The sequence below is a fragment of the Streptomyces sp. NPDC001634 genome, assembly GCF_040298185.1.
Classification (GTDB): Bacteria; Actinomycetota; Actinomycetes; order Streptomycetales; family Streptomycetaceae; genus Streptomyces.
This window is the reverse complement of record NZ_JBEOZU010000061.1, coordinates 41,324-60,020: the sequence shown is the minus strand read 5'-3', so window position 1 is coordinate 60,020 and position 18,697 is coordinate 41,324. Positions and strand designations below refer to the sequence as shown.

Genomic DNA, 18,697 nt, shown 5'->3' with positions numbered 1-18,697 from the left:
CACCCCGCCCGGCGGAACCGTGCCCCCGCCGGGTCCCGCGCCCTACGCCCAGCCGCCCGGGCCGCCGGGCCCGCCACCGGGATACGGACAGCAGCCGGCCGCACCGATGCCTCCCGGCTACGGTCAGCAGACCCCGCCCGCGCCCCCCGGTTACGGCCAGCAGCCGCCGTACGGGCAGGCTCAGGGCCAGTACCCCGGCCAGCCCGCGGCCCCTTCCCCGTACGGTGCTCCCCAGGGCGCCCAGCAGGGCGGTGCCGGTGTGACTGCCGCGCTGCAGGTCTTCAAGGAGACGCCCACCGGGCAGCGGTGGACGCAGCAGAACAAGAAGCTCGTCCGCGTCGACCTCGGCCTCGGCGGCCAGCCCGTGCTGGCCCGGCAGGGCAGCATGGTGCTGTACCAGGGCAAGGTCGACTTCAGCTACAAGGGAGCGGGCTTCGCCGGACGGATCGTGGGCAACGCGACCGGCCAGGAGATGCAGCTGATGCGCTGTACGGGCCAGGGGCAGGTGTTCCTTGCCGAGAGGGCCACCCATCTGCACCCGATCGAGCTCCAGGGCGACGCGATCTGCGTCTCCGCGGAGAACGTCCTCGCCTTCGACGAGTCCCTCCAGTACGAGGTCCGGCGCATCGAGGGACACGGCATCCCCGGGGGCGCGCTGTTCACGATGCAGTTCCAGGGGACCGGCACGATCGTCGTGAAGACACACGGCGCGCCCGTGGTGCTGCCCGTGACACCGACGACGTTCGTCGACAGCAACGCCGTCGTCGCCTGGTCGGCCGCCGCCCAGGTCATCGTCTCCAGCCAGGTGCGCATGCGCCGCAACGCCTACCCCGGGGACACCGGCGAGAGCATCAACCTGCAGTTCCGCGCCGCGCCCGGGAATTTCGTCGTCGTCCAGCCCTACGAGGTCTGAGGGAGCCCGTCATGAACCAGCCGCTCGCGGGCTTCGCTCCCGCACCCGTCACCGCCCGCATGGAGAACCACGGCAGCCACATGCTGAAGGTCGCCATGCAGACCGGGAACGACCTCTACGCGCGCGTGGGGTCGATGGTCGCCTATGAAGGGTTCGTCCAGTACGAGCCCAACCCGCCCGCCGCGCGGCAGATCGCGCGGGACTGGATCACGGGTGAGGGCGCGCCCCTCATGAAGTGCACCGGTGACGGTCTGCTCTACCTTGCCGACTACGGGGCGAACGTCGTCGTCATCAACCTGAACGGTGACGCGGTCTCCGTCAACGCCACCAACCTGCTCGCCTTCGACGCGCATCTGCAGTGGGGCGTCGAACGCGTCAAAGGGCTCGCCAAGTTCGCCGGGCAGGGCCTGTGGAACACGAAGATCTCCGGACAGGGCTGGGTCGCGCTGACCTCTCGGGGCACGCCGATCGTCGTCGACTGCGGCGGCGGTGAGGACGAGACGTACGTCGACCCGGACGCCCTCGTCGCCTGGTCCCCGAACCTGAAGGTGAAGGGCAAGCGCAGCTTCAAGGCGCAGTCGCTGATCGGGCGCGGAAGCGGCGAGGCGTACCAGATGGCGTTCTCCGGGCAGGGCATCGTGGTCGTCCAGCCCAGCGAGGACAGCACCGACCGCCTCCGGATCCGGGGCTGAGGGGGAAGCCGCACACCATGCAGAGCACGCTTTTCGGCTACAACGAGCAGCAGACCCAGGATCGCTACAGCCTGCAGAACCCGCAGATGCTGCGCGTCGTCCTCGAGGGCCACGACGACATCCTGGCGCGCAAGGGCACCATGGTCGCCTACCAGGGGCTGATCGAGTTCGACGCCGAGTACCAGCACAGCGGCCAGCAGCGCGCGCGTGCGTACACCGGCGAGGGCCTGGACTTGATGCGCTGTCACGGACAGGGCACCGTCTATCTCGCGAACCTCGCCCAGCACGTGCACATCATGGACGTCGAGCAGGACGGGCTCACCGTCGACAGCAGCTACGTCCTGGCGATGGACTCCTCGCTGCATCACGAGGTGATCGCCGTGGACAGCCAGTACGGCATCTCCGGTTCCGGCAAGTACCAGCTCAACATCACCGGCCGCGGCAAGGTCGCGCTGATGACGTCGGGCGCGCCCCTGCTGATGCAGGTCACGCCGGACAAGTACGTCAACTGCGACGCGGACGCGATCGTCGCCTGGTCCACCGGCCTGCGTGTCCAGATGCAGGCGCAGACGCATTCCTCCGGGGTGTGGCGCCGCCGCGGCAACACCGGAGAAGGCTGGGAGCTCAGCTTCATGGGCAGCGGTTTCGCCCTCGTCCAGCCCAGCGAGCTGCTGCCGCCGCAGAACGCGGTGATCGGCCAGGGGCTGCGGGCCCAGTACGGCATGGGCCAGTACGGGGCGCGGGGGCAGAACCAGGGCAACGTCTGGAGCTGAACGGCAGACGTATGTAAGGGGTGACCGCAATAGCGGCCACCCCTTACGCGTTACGTTTTCAGAGCCTGGCGCGCGTTGCTTCCAACAGGCGTACGACCGACTCGTCGGCCACGTCCGTGACCTCGTCGTACGGGAACCAGCGCACGTCCAGTGACTCGTCGCTGATCGCGTGCTTCGCGTCCGGCGGCGCCACCACGGCGTACTGCACGTCGAAGTGCCAGTGGCAGGGCGCCGGGATCGGATGCCGGTCCAGGCGTACCGGGCCGCCCGGCAGCAGTCTCAGCCCGGCGATGCCGGACTCCTCCGTGGCCTCGCGCAGGGCCGCGGCCTCGAGGGTCCTATCGCCCGGCTCGCAGTGGCCGCCCATCTGCAGCCACATCTTCAGCTTCCTGTGCAGGGTGAGCAGCACCCGGTCCCGCCCGGGATCGATCACCAGTGCGCTCGCCGTGATGTGCCCGGAGTGGCACGCCTTCCACATGCCGTCCGGGTGGGCCGCAAGGTGGTCCAGATAAGCCTGGCGCAGTTCTGCCTGGTCCTCGTACCCCTTCAGTACGAGGACCGCGTCGTCGTAAAGGCTCACTCGGCGTCGTCGCCCTTGTCGCCCTCGTCCTTCTTCTTCAGGTCCGGCTTCCCGGCGGAGCCGTCCGCCGCCTCGCCGAGCATCTTGTCCAGCTCGGAGAAGTCCAGCTGCTCGCGGTGCACGAAACCGTCCGGATCGTCCAGGTCCGACGCCGTCGGGAGCATGTCCGGGTGGGCCCACAGACCGTCCCGGCCGTCCACACCGCGCGCGTCCGTGAGTGACGCCCACAGGCGCGAGGCATCCCGCAGACGGCGCGGGCGCAACTCCAGACCGATCAGGGTGGCGAACGTCTGCTCCGCCGGGCCGCCCGTGGCGCGGCGGCGGCGCAGGGTCTCGCGCAGCGCGTCCGCGGACGCCAGGCGCGGCTTCGCGGCCGCATGCACCACCGCGTCCACCCAGCCCTCGACGAGCGCAAGCGCCGTCTCCAGACGGGCCAGGGCCGCCTTCTGCTCCGGCGTGTCCTCCGGCTGGAACATGCCCTGCTGGAGCGCCTGCTGCAGCTCCTCCGGGTTCTGCGGGTCGAACTGGCCGACCACGTCCTCCAGCTTCGACGTGTCGACCTTGATGCCGCGCGCATACCCCTCGACCGCGCCGAACAGATGCGAGCGCAGCCAGGGAACATGCGCGAACAGGCGCTGGTGGGCGGCCTCGCGCAGCGCGAGATACAGCCGCACCTCCTCCTGGGGTACGCCCAGGTCCTTGCCGAACGCCTCGATGTTCAGCGGCAGCAGAGCGGCCTTGCCGGCCGGGGCGAGCGGCAGGCCGATGTCGGTCGAGCCGACGACCTCGCCCGCGAGCACGCCCAGGGCCTGCCCGATCTGCGTGCCGAACATGGCGCCGCCCATGGAACGCATCATGCCGATCAGCGGGCCCGCCATGGCCTGCATCTCCTCCGGCAGGACTTCGCCCATGGCCGCGCCGACGCGCTCGGCGACCGGGTCGACGAGCTCCTGCCACACCGGCAGGGTCGCCTCGACCCACTCCGCGCGGCTCCAGGCCACGGCGGCGCCCGCGCCCGACGGAAGCGACGTCGCGTCGTCGAGCCACAGGTCGGCCAGGCGGACGGCCTCCTCGACCGCGGTGCGCTCGCCAGGGCTCACGCTCGCGTCCTTCGTGCCGTCCGGGGTGCCCTGCGAGACCGTCTGGCGGGCGATCTGCTTGGCCATGTCCCAGTTCACCGGGCCGCCCTCGTACGAGAGCATCTGGCCCAGCTGCTGGAAGGCAGCGCCCAGATCGGTGGGGTTCATGGAACCGAACATCGCGGCGAACGGGTTGTCGGCGCCGGCACCGCCGGCTCCGGGCAGCCCGAAACCGAACGGATTGGCCGGTCCCTGACCACCACCGCTCTGCTGGTCCTTCTTCTTGCCCTCGTCGCCGTGCTCCGGCTCCTCCGGCGGAAGGCCGAATCCGAATGGGGTGTCACTCACGGGATTCCTCGGCTGGTAAGGCCACCGGTTCCTTCCGGCGGCTGGCTGCCCGACAACACCACCAGCGTAGACACCCGGGCCCGATCGAGCCTGGGTGCTTCGCCGACACCTGGCCTGCGGCAGGATGGATGCCACCTGGTGCGCACGCGTGCGTCGCGTTCGTACTGAAGACAACCGCTGGAGACGCCCGGTGAGTTCCCCAGATCCGCAGGTTCGCGCAGCGCGAAACCATTCAACCAGTCCGGCCCTTCGAGGGCCCGTCGTCGCGGTCACCGGTGCCGCGTCCGGCGTCGGCGCGCTGCTCACCGAGCGGCTCGCCGCGTCCGACGAGATCAAGCAGGTCGTGGCCATCGACGAGCGCCGAGGGGAGTGCGCGGCGGCGCAGTGGCACATCCTCGACGTGCGGGATCCGGCGATCGCGGACAAGCTGCGGGGCGCCGACGTCGTGGTGCACCTGGCCCTCGATCTCTACCTGGAGTCGGATGCGGCGGCGCGGACCGCGTACAACGTCCGGGGGACGCAGACCGTGCTGACCGCCGCCGCGGCGGCCGGGGTGCACCGGGTGGTGCTGTGCACATCCGCAATGGTGTACGGGGCGCTGCCGGACAACGAGCTGCCGCTCTCCGAGGACGCCGAGCTGCGGGCCACGGCGGAGGCGACCGGGGTCGGGGACCTGCTGGAGATCGAGCGGCTCGCGCGGCGGGCGCCGCGGGCCCATCCGGGGCTCAATGTCACCGTCGTACGGCCCGCCGTGCTGGTCGGGGGTACGGACACGGCGCTGACCAGGTATTTCGAGTCGCCTCGGCTGCTGGTGGTGGCGGGGTCGCGGCCGGCCTGGCAGTTCTGTCATGTCGAGGACCTGTGCAGTGCCCTGGAGTACGCCGTTCTGGAGAAGGTGGACGGGGAACTGGCCGTCGGGTGTGACGGGTGGCTAGAGCAGGAGGAGGTCGAGGAGCTGAGCGGGATCCGGCGGATGGAGCTGCCGTCGGCGGTCGCCCTGGGGGCGGCGGCCCGGTTGCACCGGATCGGGCTCACGCCCTCGCCCGCCGGGGATCTCGCGTACACGATGTACCCCTGGGTGGTGAGCGGGAGCCGGTTGCACGACGCCGGGTGGCGGCCGCAGTGGACGAACGAGGAGGTCCTCGCGGAGCTGCTGGAGGAGGTGGCCGGGCGGCACACCGTGGTGGGGCGGCGGCTCGGGCGCAAGGACGCGACGGCGGCGGGGGCCGCGGGGGCGACGGTGGCTCTGCTGGGTGCGGCTGCGGTGGTGCGGCGGGCGCGGAAGGCTCGGCGGCGGATCTGATGGGGTGGGCGCGGGTGCGCCGGGGCGGGGCCTCCGGTCTTCCGCCCCCGGGGGCGCTGCCCCCGGGGACCCCGCCGGGGACTGCGTCCCCCGCGCCTCTGCCCTGGGGGCTGCCGCCCCCAGACCTCCGCTTTCGGCCTGAACGGCCTCGTCCTCAAGCTCCGGACGGGCTGGAAGTGGCTGAGCTGCACTGAGTGGCGATGATGCCCTGGATGCTCTGCCCGCCCCCTGTAGGACGCTCCGAACCAGCTCGCGCGCGTGCCAGGTAAATCTTCTGTTCCTCGTTGTCACCGGCGTACGGCACGATGGGGGCATGGCACCCCACAGCGACCACCCCGGTGAGCAGGCGGCGGACGATCCCATCAAGCTGCTTGCGATCCGTGACACCCCGCTCTCCGTCGACGAGGTCTTCCGGGCCGTCGGTGACGATGCCGCCGGCGGGACCGCGTTGTTCGTCGGGACCGTGCGGAACCACGACGGCGGGGCCGATGTCGACGCGCTCGGGTACTCGTGCCATCCCGGTGCCGAGGCCGAGATGCGGCGGATCGCCGAGAAGGTCGTCGCCGAATATCCCGTGCGGGCGCTCGCCGCGGTGCATCGCGTGGGGGATCTTCGGGTCGGTGATCTCGCCGTCGTCGTCGCCGTGGCATGTCCCCACCGAGGCGAGGCCTTCGACGCCTGCCGCAAGCTGATCGACGACCTCAAGCACGAGGTGCCCATCTGGAAGCACCAGAAGTTCTCCGACGGGACGGAGGAGTGGGTGGGGGCCTGCTGACCCCCTCCACGCGGGTTAACCGACCTCTCACCGGGACTCCGGTTGCGTAACCGTACCCCTGGCGTGAGCGTTGACACTGCGGATGGCTAATCTGCTGATCAGTCAGTTGCGGTCGCTCATGGGGTTGGGAGGTCGGCATGGCGGCGCTCGCCTGGTTGCTGATTCCGCTTTTGGCTGCGATCGGTGCCGGACTGTGGGGGAGCTGGGCCAGCCGGAACCGCAAGGCGGCGGGTGACGGCTCCGAGCTCGCCGGATACGCGCGTTTCCGCGAGGCCATGGAGAAGTCCCACTCGGGCAGCTGAGGGCACCCGGGGCAGGGGCCGCCCGCTCGTACGGACGGCCCCGGCGGTGCGCTGACAGCACCTTCCCGTACTGTCGTTCCATGCCACGCCGCACCGCGACGATGCTCGCCTCCACCCTGATGCTGATCGCGCTCCTGTGCGCGGGAGTGTTCATCAAAGTGCCGTACTCGGAGTTGTCCCCGGGTCCGACGGTGAACACGCTCGCGGAGCACGACGGCGAGCCGGTGCTGCAGATCTCCGGGCGCAAGACCTATCCGACCACCGGCCATCTGAACATGACCACGGTCCGGGTCACCAGCGCCGACTACAACATGAACCTGGTCGAGGCCGTCTACGGATGGCTTGCGCATGACACCAAGGTCGTGCCGCACGACACGCTCTACCCGGACGGCAAGACCGAGCAGCAGTCCACGCAGGAGAACGCCGAGGAGTTCAGCCAGTCCCAGGAGAGCGCCAAGGTCGCCGCCCTGAAGGAACTGGGCATCCCCGTGAAGTCCTGGGTGATCGTCTCCACCGTCCTCAAGGGGTCGCCCGCCGAGGGCAGGCTGCACGCCGGGGACGTCATCAAGGCCGTCGACGGAACGGCCGTGAAGGCGCCCGACGACGTCGCCAAGCTGGTCACCAAGCACAAGCCCGGCCAGGACGTCGTGTTCGCGGTCGTGCCCGCCAAGGAACAGGCCGCCGCCGAGAAGACGCACAAGACGGCCACCAAGACCCAGAATGTGACGATCACCACGGCGAAGTCCCACGACAGTGGTCAGGAGCGCGCCATCGTCGGGATCTCCGCCGGGACCGATCACACGTTCCCGTTCACCATCGACATCAAGCTCGCCGACGTCGGCGGACCCAGCGCCGGACTGATGTTCGCGCTCGGGATCTACGACAAGCTCACTCCGGGCAGCCTCACCGGCGGCAATTTCGTCGCGGGCACCGGGACGATCGACGACAACGGCCAGGTCGGTCCGATCGGCGGCGTCGAGATGAAGACCGTCGGCGCCCGCAGCAAGGGCGCCCAGTACTTCCTGACGCCCAAGGACAACTGTGCGGCCGCCGCCAAGGACACCCCCGCGGGGCTCACGCTCGTCAAGGTCAACACCATCGAGGACGCGCTGAACGCCCTCAAGGACATCCGCACGGGCAAGACCGCCGACCTGCCCAAGTGCACCACCAAGGGCTGACGCACATCGTCGTGACTGGGGGCGCCCGGAAACACCGGGCGCCCCCAGCCGCGTACACGAAGTGATCAGTCCTCGAACGTCGCCGACAGCGCCTCCGCGAGCCCCGGCACCAGGTCCGGACCCGTCAGCACCTCCGTCGCCGAGTCCTTCTCGCGCAGCCGCACCGCCGACTCGCGCGCGCCGTCCCGCAGGACCGCCACCGTCATCCGCACCTCCTGGCGTTCCGGGTGCTCGGCGACCCACTTCGCCAGCTTCTTCCCGCTCAGCCCTTCGGGGACCTGGGACTCCGCGGACGGCGGCAGCATCAGCCGCTCCACCGTCAGCGCGCAGCCGGCCACCGCGTCGGGCCAGGCGATGGTGCCGAGGAACTCGTCCAGCGGCCTGTCGGCAGGGATCTCGTCCTGTTCGACCGGGGTGAGACCGGCGGTCTCGGACTCGTCCTCCAGGCCGAGCTGGGCCGCGAGCGAGGGTTCCTCGGTCCGCAGTCGCGCGGTGTCTACGAGGGCGAAGAGGCGAGCGGGCTGGTCCCAGCCGAGGCCGGAGACGTACTCGTCGATCTCGAGCACGGCCCGGGTGAGCGGGTTCGCTGCCATGGGAGTGTTGGACATGGTCACAATCCTGCCTCGTTCCCACCCGGATCCGGGAACCGAGTAAAGCGCCAGTAAGTTGCATAGATGAGGCTCCGCGATCGTGGAGCCTCATCCATGGTCCGCGTTCACGGGGGCCTGAAGAATCGACAGCGAACTTCGAGGTGCGCACCTTGGCTTTCCAGATGCCGGACCGCGGCGGAGGCCCGACGGGGCCACGGATCAGAGTGGGCCGCCCGTCCCGGGGCGCCCGGACCCTGCTGATGACGCTGGGGGTCCTCGCCGTCCTCGGCATGGCGTTCGTCATGTTCGCCGGCTTCTGGACGGACTGGCTCTGGTACCGGTCGGTGAAGTACTCGTCCGTCTTCACGACCACGCTGTGGACCAAGATCGGGCTCTTCTTCGTCTTCGGCCTGCTGATGGCGGCCGCGGTCGGCTTCAACATCTGGCTCGCACACCGGCTGCGCCCGCCGCTGAGCGCCATGTCCATGGAGCAGCAGAGCCTCGACCGCTACCGGATGGGGATCGCGCCCTACAAGAAGTGGCTGATGCTCGGGATCACCGCCCTGGTGGGCCTGATCGCGGGCGCGTCCGCCTCCAGCCAGTGGCGGACCTGGCTGATGTGGGTCAACGGCGTGCCCTTCCACCAGAAGGACCCCCAGTTCCACCTGGACGTGTCCTTCTACGCCTTCGACCTGCCCTGGTACCGGTTCCTGCTCGGCTTCGGCTTCGCCGCCACGGTGCTGTCGCTGATCGCCGCCGCGCTCACGCACTATCTGTACGGCGGCCTCAGGATCACCTCTCCCGGGGCGCGCGCCACGGCCGCCGCGACCGGGCACCTGTCGGTGCTGCTCGGCGTCTTCGTTGCCCTGAAGGCGGTCGCCTACTGGCTCGACAGGTACGGACTCGCCGTGAAGTCCAGCGACTTCAAGGCGACCGGCAACTGGACGGGCCTCAGGTACGTCGACGCGAACGCCTACCTGCCGGCCAAGACGATCCTGTTCTGCATCGCGGTCATCTGCGCGCTGCTGTTCTTCGCGACCCTGTGGCGGCGCACCTGGCAGCTGCCCGTCATCGGCTTCGGCCTGATGGTCCTCTCCGCGATCCTCATCGGCGGGCTGTACCCGGCGATCGTCCAGAAGTTCCAGGTCCAGCCGAACGAGCAGGCCAAGGAAGCGCCTTACGTCGAGAAGAACCTCAAGGCGACCCGCGAGGCGTACGGCATCGACGACGCCCAGGTCACCGAGTACGCCGGAGCGAGCGGCACCAAGGACAAGAACAAGCTGCGCGACGAGGCGAACGCCACGGCGAGCATCCGTCTGCTGGACCCCAACATCGTCTCCCCGACGTTCCAGCAGCTCCAGCAGATGAAGAACTACTACGCGTTCCCGACCAACCTGGACGTCGACCGGTACAACAAGGACGGCAAGGACCAGGACACGGTCATCGGTCTGCGCGAGCTGAACCTCTCGGGCATCCCGAAGCAGAACTGGATCAACGACCACTTCCGCTACACCCACGGCTTCGGCGTGGTCGCCGCCAAGGGCACCACCGCCGACGCCAACGGCCAGCCCGTCTTCACCGAGTCCGACCTGCCGTCGAAGGGTGACCTGCCGACGTACCAGCAGCGGATCTACTACGGCGAGAAGACCACCACGTACTCGATCGTCGGCGGTCCCCAGAAGGAGATCGACTACTCCGACGACAACGGCGAGAAGACCACCAGCTACCAGGACAGGAGCGGGGTCAGCCTCTCCAGCCCGATCAACCGGGCCGCGTACGCGGTGGCCTTCGGTGAGCCGCAGATCCTCTACTCCGGTGCCATCGGTGAGGGCTCGCGGATCCTGTACAATCGCACGCCCAAGGACCGCGTCGAGGCCGTCGCGCCCTGGCTGACCATCGACGGCGACGCCTACCCGGCGGTCGTCGACGGCCGCATCCAGTGGATCGTCGACGCGTACACGACGACGAACGGCTATCCGTACGCCTCCCGTACGACGCTCGGCGACACGACGGCCGACTCGCTGACCGCGGGCAACACCCAGCGCGCGGTGCTGGCGCAGCAGAACCAGGTCAACTACATCCGCAACTCGGTGAAGGCGACCGTCGACGCGTACACCGGCAAGGTCACGCTCTACCAGTGGGACACCCAGGACCCGGTCCTGAAGACCTGGATGAAGGCGTTCCCCGGCACGGTCAAGCCCAGGAGCGACATCTCGTCCTCGCTGATGGCCCACCTGCGCTACCCGCAGGACCTGTTCAAGGTCCAGCGCGAGCTGCTGACCCGCTACCACGTGAAGGACGCGCAGACGTTCCTCAGCGGCAGCGAGGTGTGGCAGGTGCCGGACGACCCGACCAACAAGTCGGGCGACGCGGTGCCGCCGTACTACCTGAGCATGAAGATGCCCGACCAGCAGTCGCAGGCGTTCTCGCTGACGACGACGTTGACGCCGAACGGCCGTGACAACCTCAGCGCGTTCATGTCGGTCGACTCCGAGGCGGGCACCAGCGACTACGGCAAGATCAGAATCCTGAAACTGCCGACGAGCACGACCGTCGACGGACCCAAACAGGTCCAGAGCCAGTTCAACTCCGAGCAGGACATCGCCGAGTCCATCAGACTGCTGAAGGGCGGCGACTCCGACATCGAGTACGGCAATCTGCTCACCGTCCCGCTCGACGGCGGACTGCTGTACGTGGAACCCGTCTACGTACGCGGCGGCGGGCTCAAGTACCCGCTGCTGCGCAAGGTGTTGGTGACCTACGGCGGAAACACCGCGTTCGAGGACACGCTCGACCAGGCGCTCAACAAGGTCTTCGGGGTGCAGGGTTCGACCTCGCCGCCGGACACCGGTACCGCCAACCCTCCGACGTCCGGAAACCCGACGGTCCAACAGGCGCTCAACGACGCCCAGAAGGCCTTCGACGCGGGCCAGGAGGCCCTCAAGAGGGGCGACTGGGAAGCGTACGGAAAGGCACAGAAGGACCTCCAGGCCGCGCTCAAGAAGGCCGAGGATGCGCAGTCCAAGGCCGGCAGGACCAGCGGCAGCGGCGGCAGCAAGAGCAGCAGCAGCCCGTCCGCCGGTCCGAGCAGCTCACCGAGCGGTTCGCCGAGCAGTTCGCCCAGCAGCAGTCCGAGCAGCAGCCCGGGCGGATGACGGATGCCCTCCAGCGCCGTGATACGGTTGCCCGACAACGGCGCGGGGTGGAGCAGCTCGGTAGCTCGCTGGGCTCATAACCCAGAGGTCGCAGGTTCAAATCCTGTCCCCGCTACTGAAGTCGAGGGCCCGGATCCTGATCATGGATCCGGGCCCTCGACGTGTGCGGCGACACGAGGAGGCGTACGGCGTGACCTGGTGACTCGCGTGAAGTGCGGCTCCTTGCGGGGGTAGTTGGCCATTGTGTGTTTGACTTGTCTCTCTGTGGGCATGTCGACAAAACGCTGAAGTGACCTCACTGGCTGCGGTATACCAGGTGTACCCAGGTTGCAGGTGGTGCGACGATGGACGTTATGGGGGACAAGGCAACTCTGTTCGAGTCAGGGCGAATTGTGCAGCCCGCAGAGCGGGCCGAAAGCGGTGAGGTCGTCTCCGCTCGGGACGAGACCGGCGAGGCCGCCGAAGAGGCGCGCCAGCGGCTCGCCGCCGAAGCCGGCGACGTCGAGGCGATGAGCGTCCTCGGGGCCATGCTGCTGCGCCGTGGTGATCTCGACGGAGCCGAGCCCCAACTGCGTGCTGCCACCGCCGCGGGCGACCGCGCCGCCGCCAACAACCTGGGCGTCCTCCTCCATCAGCGCGGATACCCCGACGAGGCGGCAGGCTGGTGGCGGGTCGCCGCCGTCGCCGGGTCCGCGGCGGCCGCGCACGCGCTCGGACGGCACCATCGCGAGCGCGGCGACGAACCCGCCGCCGAGTACTGGCTGCGCCAGTCCGCCGAACAGGGCCATGCCCTCGGCGCATACGCGCTCGCCGACCTGCTGGAGCACCGCGGTGACGACGGTGCCGGACGGTGGATGCGGGCCGCCGCCGAGCGCGGGCACCGCGAGGCCGCCTACCGTATGGCGCGCGCGCTGGACCGCAAGGCCCTGCACGAGCAGGAGGCCGCCGGTGACAACGGTGTCGAGCCGTCCGCGCTCGACGAGGCCGAGCAGTGGTACCGGCAGGCCGCCGCGCGCGGGCACCGGCGGGCCGCGCTGCATCTCGGGGCGATCCTGGAGAAGCGGGGCGACCTCAAGGAGGCCGGGCGCTGGTACCTGACGAGCGCCAAGGACGGGGAGGCGCGGGCCGCCTGTGCCCTCGGCTTCCTGCTGCGGGACGCGGGGGACACCGAGAGCGCCGCCGTCTGGTGGCTGCGGGCCGCACAGGAGGGCGACGGCAACGCGGCGAACGCGCTGGGCGCACTGCACGCCGAGCGCGGCGAGACGCAGACCGCCGAGCGGTGGTACCGGGCGGCGATGGACGCCGGCGATGTCAACGGCGCATACAACCTCGGGCTGCTCTGCGCCGAGCAGGCACGGACCGCGCAGGCCGAGCAGTGGTACCGGCGGGCGGCGTACGCCGGGCACCGCGAGGCGGCGAACGCGCTCGCCATCCTGCTGCTGCAGGGCGGGGACACGACGGGTGCCGAACCGTGGTTCTCCAAGGCGGCCGAGGCGGGGAGCGTGGACGCCGCGTTCAACCTCGGGATCCTGTACGCGGGCCGGAGCGACGACGAGGCGGCGCTGGGCTGGTACGAGCGGGCTGCGGCCGCCGGGCACACCGAGGCCGCGCTCCAGGTCGGTATCGCGCGGCTGCGGGAGGGCGACGAACCGACGGCCGAGCGGCATCTGCGGTGCGCCGCCGGGGGCGGCAGCGCGGAGGCCGCCTACCGGCTGGCCACCCTGCTGGACGCCCGCCGTCCGCCGGCGCCCGCGCATGAACTGGGCGAGCCGTCGAACGAGAAGAGCGAGTGCGAGGAGTGGTACGAGCGGGCGGCCTCGCAGGGACACCGGCGGGCGCAGGTACGGGTCGGGATGCTGGCCGCCGCGCGGGGCGATGTCGTGGAGGCGGCCCGCTGGTACCGGGAGGCGGCCGAGGGCGGGTCGCGGAACGGGGCGTTCAATCTGGGGCTGCTGCTGGCGCGGGAGGGGAGCGAACCGGAGGCGGCGCTGTGGTGGACGCGGGCGGCTGACGCGGGACACGGACGGGCCGCCCTGCGGCTGGCCCTCGTCTATGCGCGCGGGGGAGAGCTGGCGGAGGGACAACGGTGGGCCGACCGCGCGGTGTCGCTCGGCCCCGCCGAGGTGTCCGAGCGGGCGGCACGGCTGCGGGATGCGCTGAGGCAGGAGTTGTCGGCGTGACGGGATGCGGGGATCCGCACCGTGCCGTAAGCGATTTGCCTCTGTACGCGTCCTTGACGTAATGTTGCGTTCACCGACGCGGGGTGGAGCAGCTCGGTAGCTCGCTGGGCTCATAACCCAGAGGTCGCAGGTTCAAATCCTGTCCCCGCTACTGAAGAACCGGGGCCGGAATCCGAAAAGGGTTCCGGCCCTGGTGCGTTCACGGCCGGTGTCCCTCCGCCTCCTCCGCTTCCTTGTGACGAAGCTCGCACCCTTGTGCGCAACTGCCCTGCACTCCGCACCAGTTCGGCGGCACTGCTCGAACCTCGGGCTCCTGCGCAGCGAAAAGCCCCGGCACCTGTGTGGTGCCGGGGCCCGAGGGGGAGCCGTGGTTACGCTGCCGCGCAGTTCGGGCACAGCCCGCGGTACGTCACCTCGACGTCCGAGACCGTGAAGCCGAAGCGCTCCGTGTCGGGGAGGTCGGCCAGCGGGTTGCCCGTCGGGTGGACGTCCCGGATCGCGCCGCAGCGGGCGCAGACCAGGTGATGGTGCGGCCGGTGCGCATTCGGGTCGTACCGCTTGGCGCGCTTGTCGGTGGTGACCTCGAGCACCTCGCCGAGGGAGACCAGCTCGCCCAGCGTGTTGTAGACGGTCGCCCGGGAGATCTCGGGCAGCTTGGCGACAGCCCGCGCATGCACCTCGTCGGCCGTCAGGTGAACGTGGTCGCCGTCGAGGACCTCGGCCACCACGCGCCGCTGCGCGGTCATCCGCCATCCGCGTCCGCGCAGCCGTTCCAGAAGGTCACTCATAAAAGTCAGCCTAACAGCAGGGAGACTGATTTCCGAACAGGTGTTACTTTGGATCTCTCCTTGACTTGGATTTTATCCAACATAGGATTGAGTTCGGCTTTGGCCGGACAACAGGAACGGTCGGAGCCCGTCGGGCCGACGGAGACTTCGGCAGGCGTCCGGAGGCCGCAGTCCAGGCCCTGTGTGGCTGACCGGGTTGGACCGCTTGTCGTAGGGGACGGGCCGGAATCCCTGTGGGGGCTCCGGCCCGTCCGTGTGCCGGAGGGGACAGGTCCTAGCCGGTCGCGGCCGGGACGCGCTGACGGACCGGGGCCCAGCAGCGGATGATGTCGCGGACCGAGACGATGCCGACAGGCTCGTTGCGGTCGAGGACGATCAGATGCCGGAAGCCGCCGTGAGTCATGGCGCGTGCAGCCTCTTCGAGGGTCCAGGACGGCGCGGCGAACACGACGTCCGTGGTGGTGTGGGCGTGGGCCCGCTCGGTGTCCGGGTTCTGTCCCAGACCGACGGAGTTGAGGATGTCGCGCTCGGTGAGGATGCCGATACCGCCGGCGTCCGGGTCGAGGACCACGGCCGAGCCGACGCGACGGGCGGACATCAGGGTTGCTGCCTGGCGGAGGGTGTGTGCGGGGCCGATGGTGAGGACCACCGTGCTCATGGCGTCGCGGACGAGCATGGGGCGGAGCCACCTCCTATGAGATGCACGGGAAGGCACGGGCTCAGGGCTCCGGATCCGTTGGTTGCCGCCCGCCGGACGCGCCTGTTCCATGCTTCACAAATTCACAAGTGGGGGACTCTCAGAGTTGCAGGCAAAGGACGGGTCAACAAGAGGGCGCGCGACGTGAGTTCAGGGGCGCTCAAGGTGCACAAATACACCCCTGATGTCTAATACCGGTCGTTCAGGTGGTCGAGCAGGGTGTCGTGGAGCAGGCCGTTGGAGGCGGCGGCGTTGCCGCTGTGCGGGCCCGGGCGGCCGTCGAGGCCAGTGAAGGAGCCGCCGGCCTCGGTCACGATGATCGCGTTCGCGGCCATGTCCCACAGGGACAGCTCGGGCTCGGCGCAGATGTCGACCGAGCCCTCGGCGACCATCATGTACGGCCAGAAGTCGCCGTAGCCGCGGGTGCGCCACACCGCCCGCGTCAGGTCCAGGAAGCCGTTCAGCCGCCCCTGCTCCTCCCAGCCCGACAGTGAGGAGTACGCGAAGGACGCGTCGGACAGCTTCGAGACGCGCGAGACGTGCAGCCGGGACGCCGAGGACAGACTGCGGCCGGTGAACGCGCCGTGCCCCTTCGCCGCCCACCAGCGGCGGCCCAGCGCGGGGGCGGAGACGACGCCGACGACGGGCTGGTAGCCGCCCTCGCCCGCCTCCATGAGGGAGATCAGCGTGGCCCACACCGGCACGCCGCGTACGTAGTTCTTGGTGCCGTCGATCGGATCGACGACCCAGCGGCGCGGGCCCGTGCCCTCGATGCCGTACTCCTCGCCGAGGATCGCGTCGCGCGGCCGGGCGCGCTGCAGCTGGCCGCGGATCAGCTCCTCGGCGGACTTGTCGGCCTCGCTGACCGGCGTCATGTCCGGTTTGGTCTCGACCTTGAGGTCGAGGGCCTTGAACCGGTCCATGGTCGCGGCGTCGGCCGCGTCCGCGAGCACATGGGCGAGACGCAGGTCATCGAGATAGTCGGGCATGACCGAACCGTATCTGCCCTCTCCGGGGGACGGCCACACGGCCCGGCGGATCTTCGCGGGGCACCTCAGTGCCAACCGGTCGCTGTGGCGTGATCACGGCGCGCGATGAAGGGTGTACGCCCCCTGGCGCCGCCGCGAACCCTTGACAGTGCCGGTATGCGCGTCAAATCTGTGCGTCAGAGCCGCCGGCCCCGAGGGAGGCGATGATGCCTGCAGCGCGGGAATCCCTACTGGACGCCGCCTATACGGCGCTCGCGCGCCGCCCATGGTCCGCCGTACGCATGGTGGACGTGGCCGCCGTGGCCGGTGTCTCCCGCCAGACGCTGTACAACGAGTTCGGCAGCAAGGAGGGGCTCGCCCGGGCCCTGGTGCGCCGGGAGGCCGACAGCTACCTCTCCGGTGTCGAGCGCGCGCTCGCCGCCCACGCGGACCCCCGCGATCGGCTGGCCGCGGCCGCCGAGTGGACCGCGTCGGCCGCCCGTGACAACGCCCTCGTCCGCGCCATGCTCACCGGCTGCTGGAGCGAGCGCCTGCCCACGCCGACGCTCTCGGCGGTGCCGTCCAGCTCCGCGGTGCCGGCGCAACGGCGGGCCGATGGGCCGCTGCCCTCGCCCTCGGACTTCGTGGGCCTGGTCCGAGACCGCGCCGTTGCCGCGGTGGCCGTGCCCGGCATGGCCAAGGCGGATGTCATGGAGCTGGCGCGCGCCTGTGAGCTGGTCGCCCGGCTCTCCCTTTCGTGTGTGGCGGCTCCGCCGGGGGAGGGGGTTGCGGAGCTGGTGCGGCATGCGTTGCCGCGGCCGCTTCGGTGAGTTGTGCGGCTCATGGGGTGCCGGTAGCGCTGTCGGGCGACTGCGGGCCGTCTGTGGTTGATCGCGCGCTTCCCGCGCCCCTCGGGGGCGCGGCCCTTAGTGAGCCGAGCCCGAGAGCTGCAGGCCGATCACTCCTCCGACCACCAGCGTGATCGAGACGATCTTCAGGGTCGAGACCAGGTCGCCCAGGAACACCATTCCGTAGATCGCCGTTCCCGCCGCGCCGATGCCCGTCCAGACCGCGTACGCCGGACCCACGTCCAGCTTTCTCAGGGAGAGCGTGAGCAGGCCGAAGCTGCCGAGCGCGAAGCAGGCGAACGCGACCGTCGGCCAGAACCGGGTGAAACCGTGCGAGAGCTTGAGGCAGACGGCGAAACCGGTCTCGAGAAGCCCCGCCACGATGACCAGCAGCCACGCCATGTCTCGTCCTCCCGCGTCCCCACGTCGACTGCGTCGTCTGGTCGGATCCGGCCCTGTGCGCGAGTAAGCCTTTACCGGGACACCACGGACGCAAACAACGTGGAGGTCAGTCCCCTTCCTTCCGCTCCCGTGTGGCCAGAAGCCTGCGCAGGGAGTACAGCCGCGCCGGGTCCGCGTGCCCCTCGGCCACCCAGTCGTCCAGCGCGCAGTCGGGTTCGTCGTGACTGCACGCCCGCGGGCAGCCCTCGGTGCCGGGCTCCAGGTCGGGGAAGGCGTGGATCACCCGGGACGGGTCGATGTGCGCGAGTCCGAACGACCGTACGCCCGGGGTGTCGATGACCCAGCCCCGCGCCTTTTGCAGCGGCAGCGCGAGCGCCGAGGTCGTGGTGTGCCGGCCGCGGCCGGTCACCGCGTTCACCTGGCCCGTCGTACGCCGCCGGTCCTCCGGCACCAGCGCGTTGACCAGCGTCGTTTTGCCCACACCGGAGTGCCCGACGAACGCCGTGATCTTGCCGTCCAGATGCTCGCGCACCCGGTCTGCCGCGTTCCCGCTCTCCAGCTCCTCACGGCTGGTGACGACGTACGGGAAGTCCAGCGCCCCGTACAGCTCCAGCAGCTTGTCGGGCGGCGCGAGGTCGGACTTCGTCATCACCAGGAGCGGCTCCAGGCCGCCGTCGTACGCCGCGACCAGACAGCGGTCGATCAGGCGCGGGCGCGGCTCGGGGTCGGCCAGAGCCGTGACGATGGCCAGCTGGTCGGCGTTGGCGACGACCACGCGCTCGTAGGGATCGTCGTCGTCCGCCGTGCGCCGCAGGACCGACGAGCGCTCCTCGATACGGACGATGCGGGCGAGGGTGTCCTTCGTGCCGGACAGGTCGCCGACGAGGGCGACGCGGTCTCCGACCACCGCGGCCTTGCGGCCCAGTTCGCGGGCCTTCATCGCCATGACCGCACGGCCGTCGACCAGACAGGTCAGCCGGCCGCGGTCGACGGTGAGGACCATGCCCTCGGCCGCGTCCTCGTGCTTGGGCCGGATGTTCGTACGCGGCCGGTTGCCCTTGCGGTTCGGGCGAGTGCGGATGTCGTCCTCGTCGGTGTGCTTGCCGTAGCGGCGCATGATCTTGAG

The 18,697-nt window shown here is 70.0% G+C and carries 18 protein-coding genes and 2 tRNA genes; 12 read left to right on the top strand and 8 right to left on the bottom strand.

Going from position 1 to position 18,697, the window contains the following annotated elements:
* The 3 genes from ABT186_RS32430 to ABT186_RS32420 form a co-directional block, all read left to right on the top strand.
* Window positions 1-913, top strand: a 913-nt coding sequence (locus tag ABT186_RS32430; RefSeq protein WP_351928099.1) for an AIM24 family protein, incomplete at its 5' end; no start/stop codon positions are given.
* 11 nt (window positions 914-924) lie between these two features.
* Complete coding sequence (locus ABT186_RS32425; RefSeq protein WP_351928097.1) at window positions 925-1,605, top strand: AIM24 family protein; 681 nt, start codon at window positions 925-927, stop codon at window positions 1,603-1,605.
* A 17-nt stretch (window positions 1,606-1,622) separates the two neighbouring features.
* Complete coding sequence (locus tag ABT186_RS32420; protein WP_351236561.1) at window positions 1,623-2,378, top strand: AIM24 family protein; 756 nt, start codon at window positions 1,623-1,625, stop codon at window positions 2,376-2,378.
* A 58-nt stretch (window positions 2,379-2,436) separates the two neighbouring features.
* On the opposite strand, the gene ABT186_RS32415 is transcribed toward ABT186_RS32420, so the two are convergent.
* A complete protein-coding gene (locus tag ABT186_RS32415; RefSeq protein ID WP_351236563.1) occupies window positions 2,437-2,958 on the bottom strand; it encodes an NUDIX hydrolase in 522 nt (173 codons plus the stop codon).
* On the bottom strand, window positions 2,955-4,385 hold the full coding sequence (locus tag ABT186_RS32410) for a zinc-dependent metalloprotease (RefSeq protein WP_351236565.1): 1,431 nt from the start codon (window positions 4,383-4,385) through the stop codon (window positions 2,955-2,957). The genes ABT186_RS32415 and ABT186_RS32410 overlap by 4 nt, the downstream gene beginning before the upstream one ends.
* Before the next feature lie 190 nt (window positions 4,386-4,575).
* Here ABT186_RS32410 and ABT186_RS32405 point away from each other — a divergent pair, with 190 nt between their 5' ends.
* From ABT186_RS32405 to ABT186_RS32390, 4 genes are all read left to right on the top strand, one after another.
* Window positions 4,576-5,688, top strand: a complete 1,113-nt coding sequence (locus ABT186_RS32405; protein ID WP_351236567.1) for an SDR family oxidoreductase — start codon at window positions 4,576-4,578, stop codon at window positions 5,686-5,688.
* A gap of 313 nt (window positions 5,689-6,001) precedes the next feature.
* On the top strand, window positions 6,002-6,463 hold the full coding sequence (locus ABT186_RS32400) for a molybdenum cofactor biosynthesis protein MoaE (RefSeq protein ID WP_351237408.1): 462 nt from the start codon (window positions 6,002-6,004) through the stop codon (window positions 6,461-6,463).
* 137 nt (window positions 6,464-6,600) lie between these two features.
* On the top strand, window positions 6,601-6,765 hold the full coding sequence (locus ABT186_RS32395; protein ID WP_351928095.1) for a hypothetical protein: 165 nt from the start codon (window positions 6,601-6,603) through the stop codon (window positions 6,763-6,765).
* A gap of 80 nt (window positions 6,766-6,845) precedes the next feature.
* Window positions 6,846-7,943, top strand: coding sequence for a YlbL family protein (locus ABT186_RS32390; RefSeq protein WP_351237404.1), 1,098 nt, complete (start codon window positions 6,846-6,848; stop codon window positions 7,941-7,943).
* Between the two features lie 65 nt (window positions 7,944-8,008).
* Here the strand turns inward: ABT186_RS32390 and ABT186_RS32385 are convergent, their stop codons facing one another.
* On the bottom strand, window positions 8,009-8,551 hold the full coding sequence (locus ABT186_RS32385; protein ID WP_351237402.1) for a PPA1309 family protein: 543 nt from the start codon (window positions 8,549-8,551) through the stop codon (window positions 8,009-8,011).
* Between the two features lie 164 nt (window positions 8,552-8,715).
* Between ABT186_RS32385 and ABT186_RS32380 the strand changes: the two genes are divergently transcribed.
* The 4 genes from ABT186_RS32380 to ABT186_RS32365 all read left to right on the top strand — a co-directional run bounded on the left by ABT186_RS32380 (window position 8,716) and on the right by ABT186_RS32365 (window position 14,019).
* Complete coding sequence (locus ABT186_RS32380; protein ID WP_351928103.1) at window positions 8,716-11,688, top strand: UPF0182 family membrane protein; 2,973 nt, start codon at window positions 8,716-8,718, stop codon at window positions 11,686-11,688.
* A gap of 41 nt (window positions 11,689-11,729) precedes the next feature.
* A tRNA-Met gene (locus tag ABT186_RS32375) sits at window positions 11,730-11,803 on the top strand.
* Between the two features lie 229 nt (window positions 11,804-12,032).
* A complete protein-coding gene (locus ABT186_RS32370) occupies window positions 12,033-13,868 on the top strand; it encodes a tetratricopeptide repeat protein (protein ID WP_351221599.1) in 1,836 nt (611 codons plus the stop codon).
* A gap of 77 nt (window positions 13,869-13,945) precedes the next feature.
* Window positions 13,946-14,019: transfer RNA gene (locus ABT186_RS32365), tRNA-Met, on the top strand.
* A gap of 220 nt (window positions 14,020-14,239) precedes the next feature.
* On the opposite strand, the gene ABT186_RS32360 is transcribed toward ABT186_RS32365, so the two are convergent.
* The 3 genes from ABT186_RS32360 to hisN form a co-directional block, all read right to left on the bottom strand.
* Window positions 14,240-14,656, bottom strand: coding sequence for a Fur family transcriptional regulator (locus ABT186_RS32360; protein ID WP_351221600.1), 417 nt, complete (start codon window positions 14,654-14,656; stop codon window positions 14,240-14,242).
* A gap of 274 nt (window positions 14,657-14,930) precedes the next feature.
* Window positions 14,931-15,332, bottom strand: coding sequence for a CBS domain-containing protein (locus ABT186_RS32355; protein WP_351221601.1), 402 nt, complete (start codon window positions 15,330-15,332; stop codon window positions 14,931-14,933).
* Window positions 15,333-15,541: 209 nt separating this feature from the next.
* Entirely contained in the window at window positions 15,542-16,342 is an 801-nt protein-coding gene (gene hisN, locus ABT186_RS32350; RefSeq protein ID WP_351221602.1) for a histidinol-phosphatase, read from the bottom strand.
* Between the two features lie 203 nt (window positions 16,343-16,545).
* Between hisN and ABT186_RS32345 the strand changes: the two genes are divergently transcribed.
* Window positions 16,546-17,151 carry a TetR/AcrR family transcriptional regulator gene (locus ABT186_RS32345; protein ID WP_351928093.1) on the top strand — a complete coding sequence of 202 codons (606 nt, stop codon included), beginning with the start codon at window positions 16,546-16,548 and terminating at the stop codon, window positions 17,149-17,151.
* A 96-nt stretch (window positions 17,152-17,247) separates the two neighbouring features.
* On the opposite strand, the gene ABT186_RS32340 is transcribed toward ABT186_RS32345, so the two are convergent.
* Window positions 17,248-17,571: a DMT family transporter gene (locus tag ABT186_RS32340; protein WP_351221604.1), complete on the bottom strand. Its 324-nt coding sequence runs from the start codon at window positions 17,569-17,571 to the stop codon at window positions 17,248-17,250.
* Between the two features lie 106 nt (window positions 17,572-17,677).
* Window positions 17,678-18,688 (bottom strand): ribosome small subunit-dependent GTPase A, encoded by a 1,011-nt coding sequence (gene rsgA / locus ABT186_RS32335; RefSeq protein WP_351928101.1) that lies wholly within the window; start codon window positions 18,686-18,688, stop codon window positions 17,678-17,680.
* Window positions 18,689-18,697 lie beyond the last annotated feature (9 nt).

Bases quoted from the DNA above. Each gene is read 5' to 3' on its own strand.
- ABT186_RS32425 (WP_351928097.1), top strand. From the start codon at position 925: ATGAACCAGCCGCTCGCGGGCTTCGCTCCCGCACCCGTCACCGCCCGC.
- ABT186_RS32420 (WP_351236561.1), top strand. From the start codon at position 1,623: ATGCAGAGCACGCTTTTCGGCTACAACGAGCAGCAGACCCAGGATCGC.
- ABT186_RS32400 (WP_351237408.1), top strand. From the start codon at position 6,002: ATGGCACCCCACAGCGACCACCCCGGTGAGCAGGCGGCGGACGATCCC.
- ABT186_RS32395 (WP_351928095.1), top strand. From the start codon at position 6,601: ATGGCGGCGCTCGCCTGGTTGCTGATTCCGCTTTTGGCTGCGATCGGT.
- ABT186_RS32390 (WP_351237404.1), top strand. From the start codon at position 6,846: ATGCCACGCCGCACCGCGACGATGCTCGCCTCCACCCTGATGCTGATC.
- ABT186_RS32385 (WP_351237402.1), bottom strand. From the start codon at position 8,551: ATGTCCAACACTCCCATGGCAGCGAACCCGCTCACCCGGGCCGTGCTC.
- ABT186_RS32380 (WP_351928103.1), top strand. From the start codon at position 8,716: ATGCCGGACCGCGGCGGAGGCCCGACGGGGCCACGGATCAGAGTGGGC.
- ABT186_RS32370 (WP_351221599.1), top strand. From the start codon at position 12,033: ATGGACGTTATGGGGGACAAGGCAACTCTGTTCGAGTCAGGGCGAATT.
- ABT186_RS32360 (WP_351221600.1), bottom strand. From the start codon at position 14,656: ATGAGTGACCTTCTGGAACGGCTGCGCGGACGCGGATGGCGGATGACC.
- ABT186_RS32355 (WP_351221601.1), bottom strand. From the start codon at position 15,332: ATGCTCGTCCGCGACGCCATGAGCACGGTGGTCCTCACCATCGGCCCC.
- hisN (WP_351221602.1), bottom strand. From the start codon at position 16,342: ATGCCCGACTATCTCGATGACCTGCGTCTCGCCCATGTGCTCGCGGAC.
- ABT186_RS32345 (WP_351928093.1), top strand. From the start codon at position 16,546: ATGATGCCTGCAGCGCGGGAATCCCTACTGGACGCCGCCTATACGGCG.
- ABT186_RS32340 (WP_351221604.1), bottom strand. From the start codon at position 17,571: ATGGCGTGGCTGCTGGTCATCGTGGCGGGGCTTCTCGAGACCGGTTTC.
- rsgA (WP_351928101.1), bottom strand. From the start codon at position 18,688: ATGCGCCGCTACGGCAAGCACACCGACGAGGACGACATCCGCACTCGC.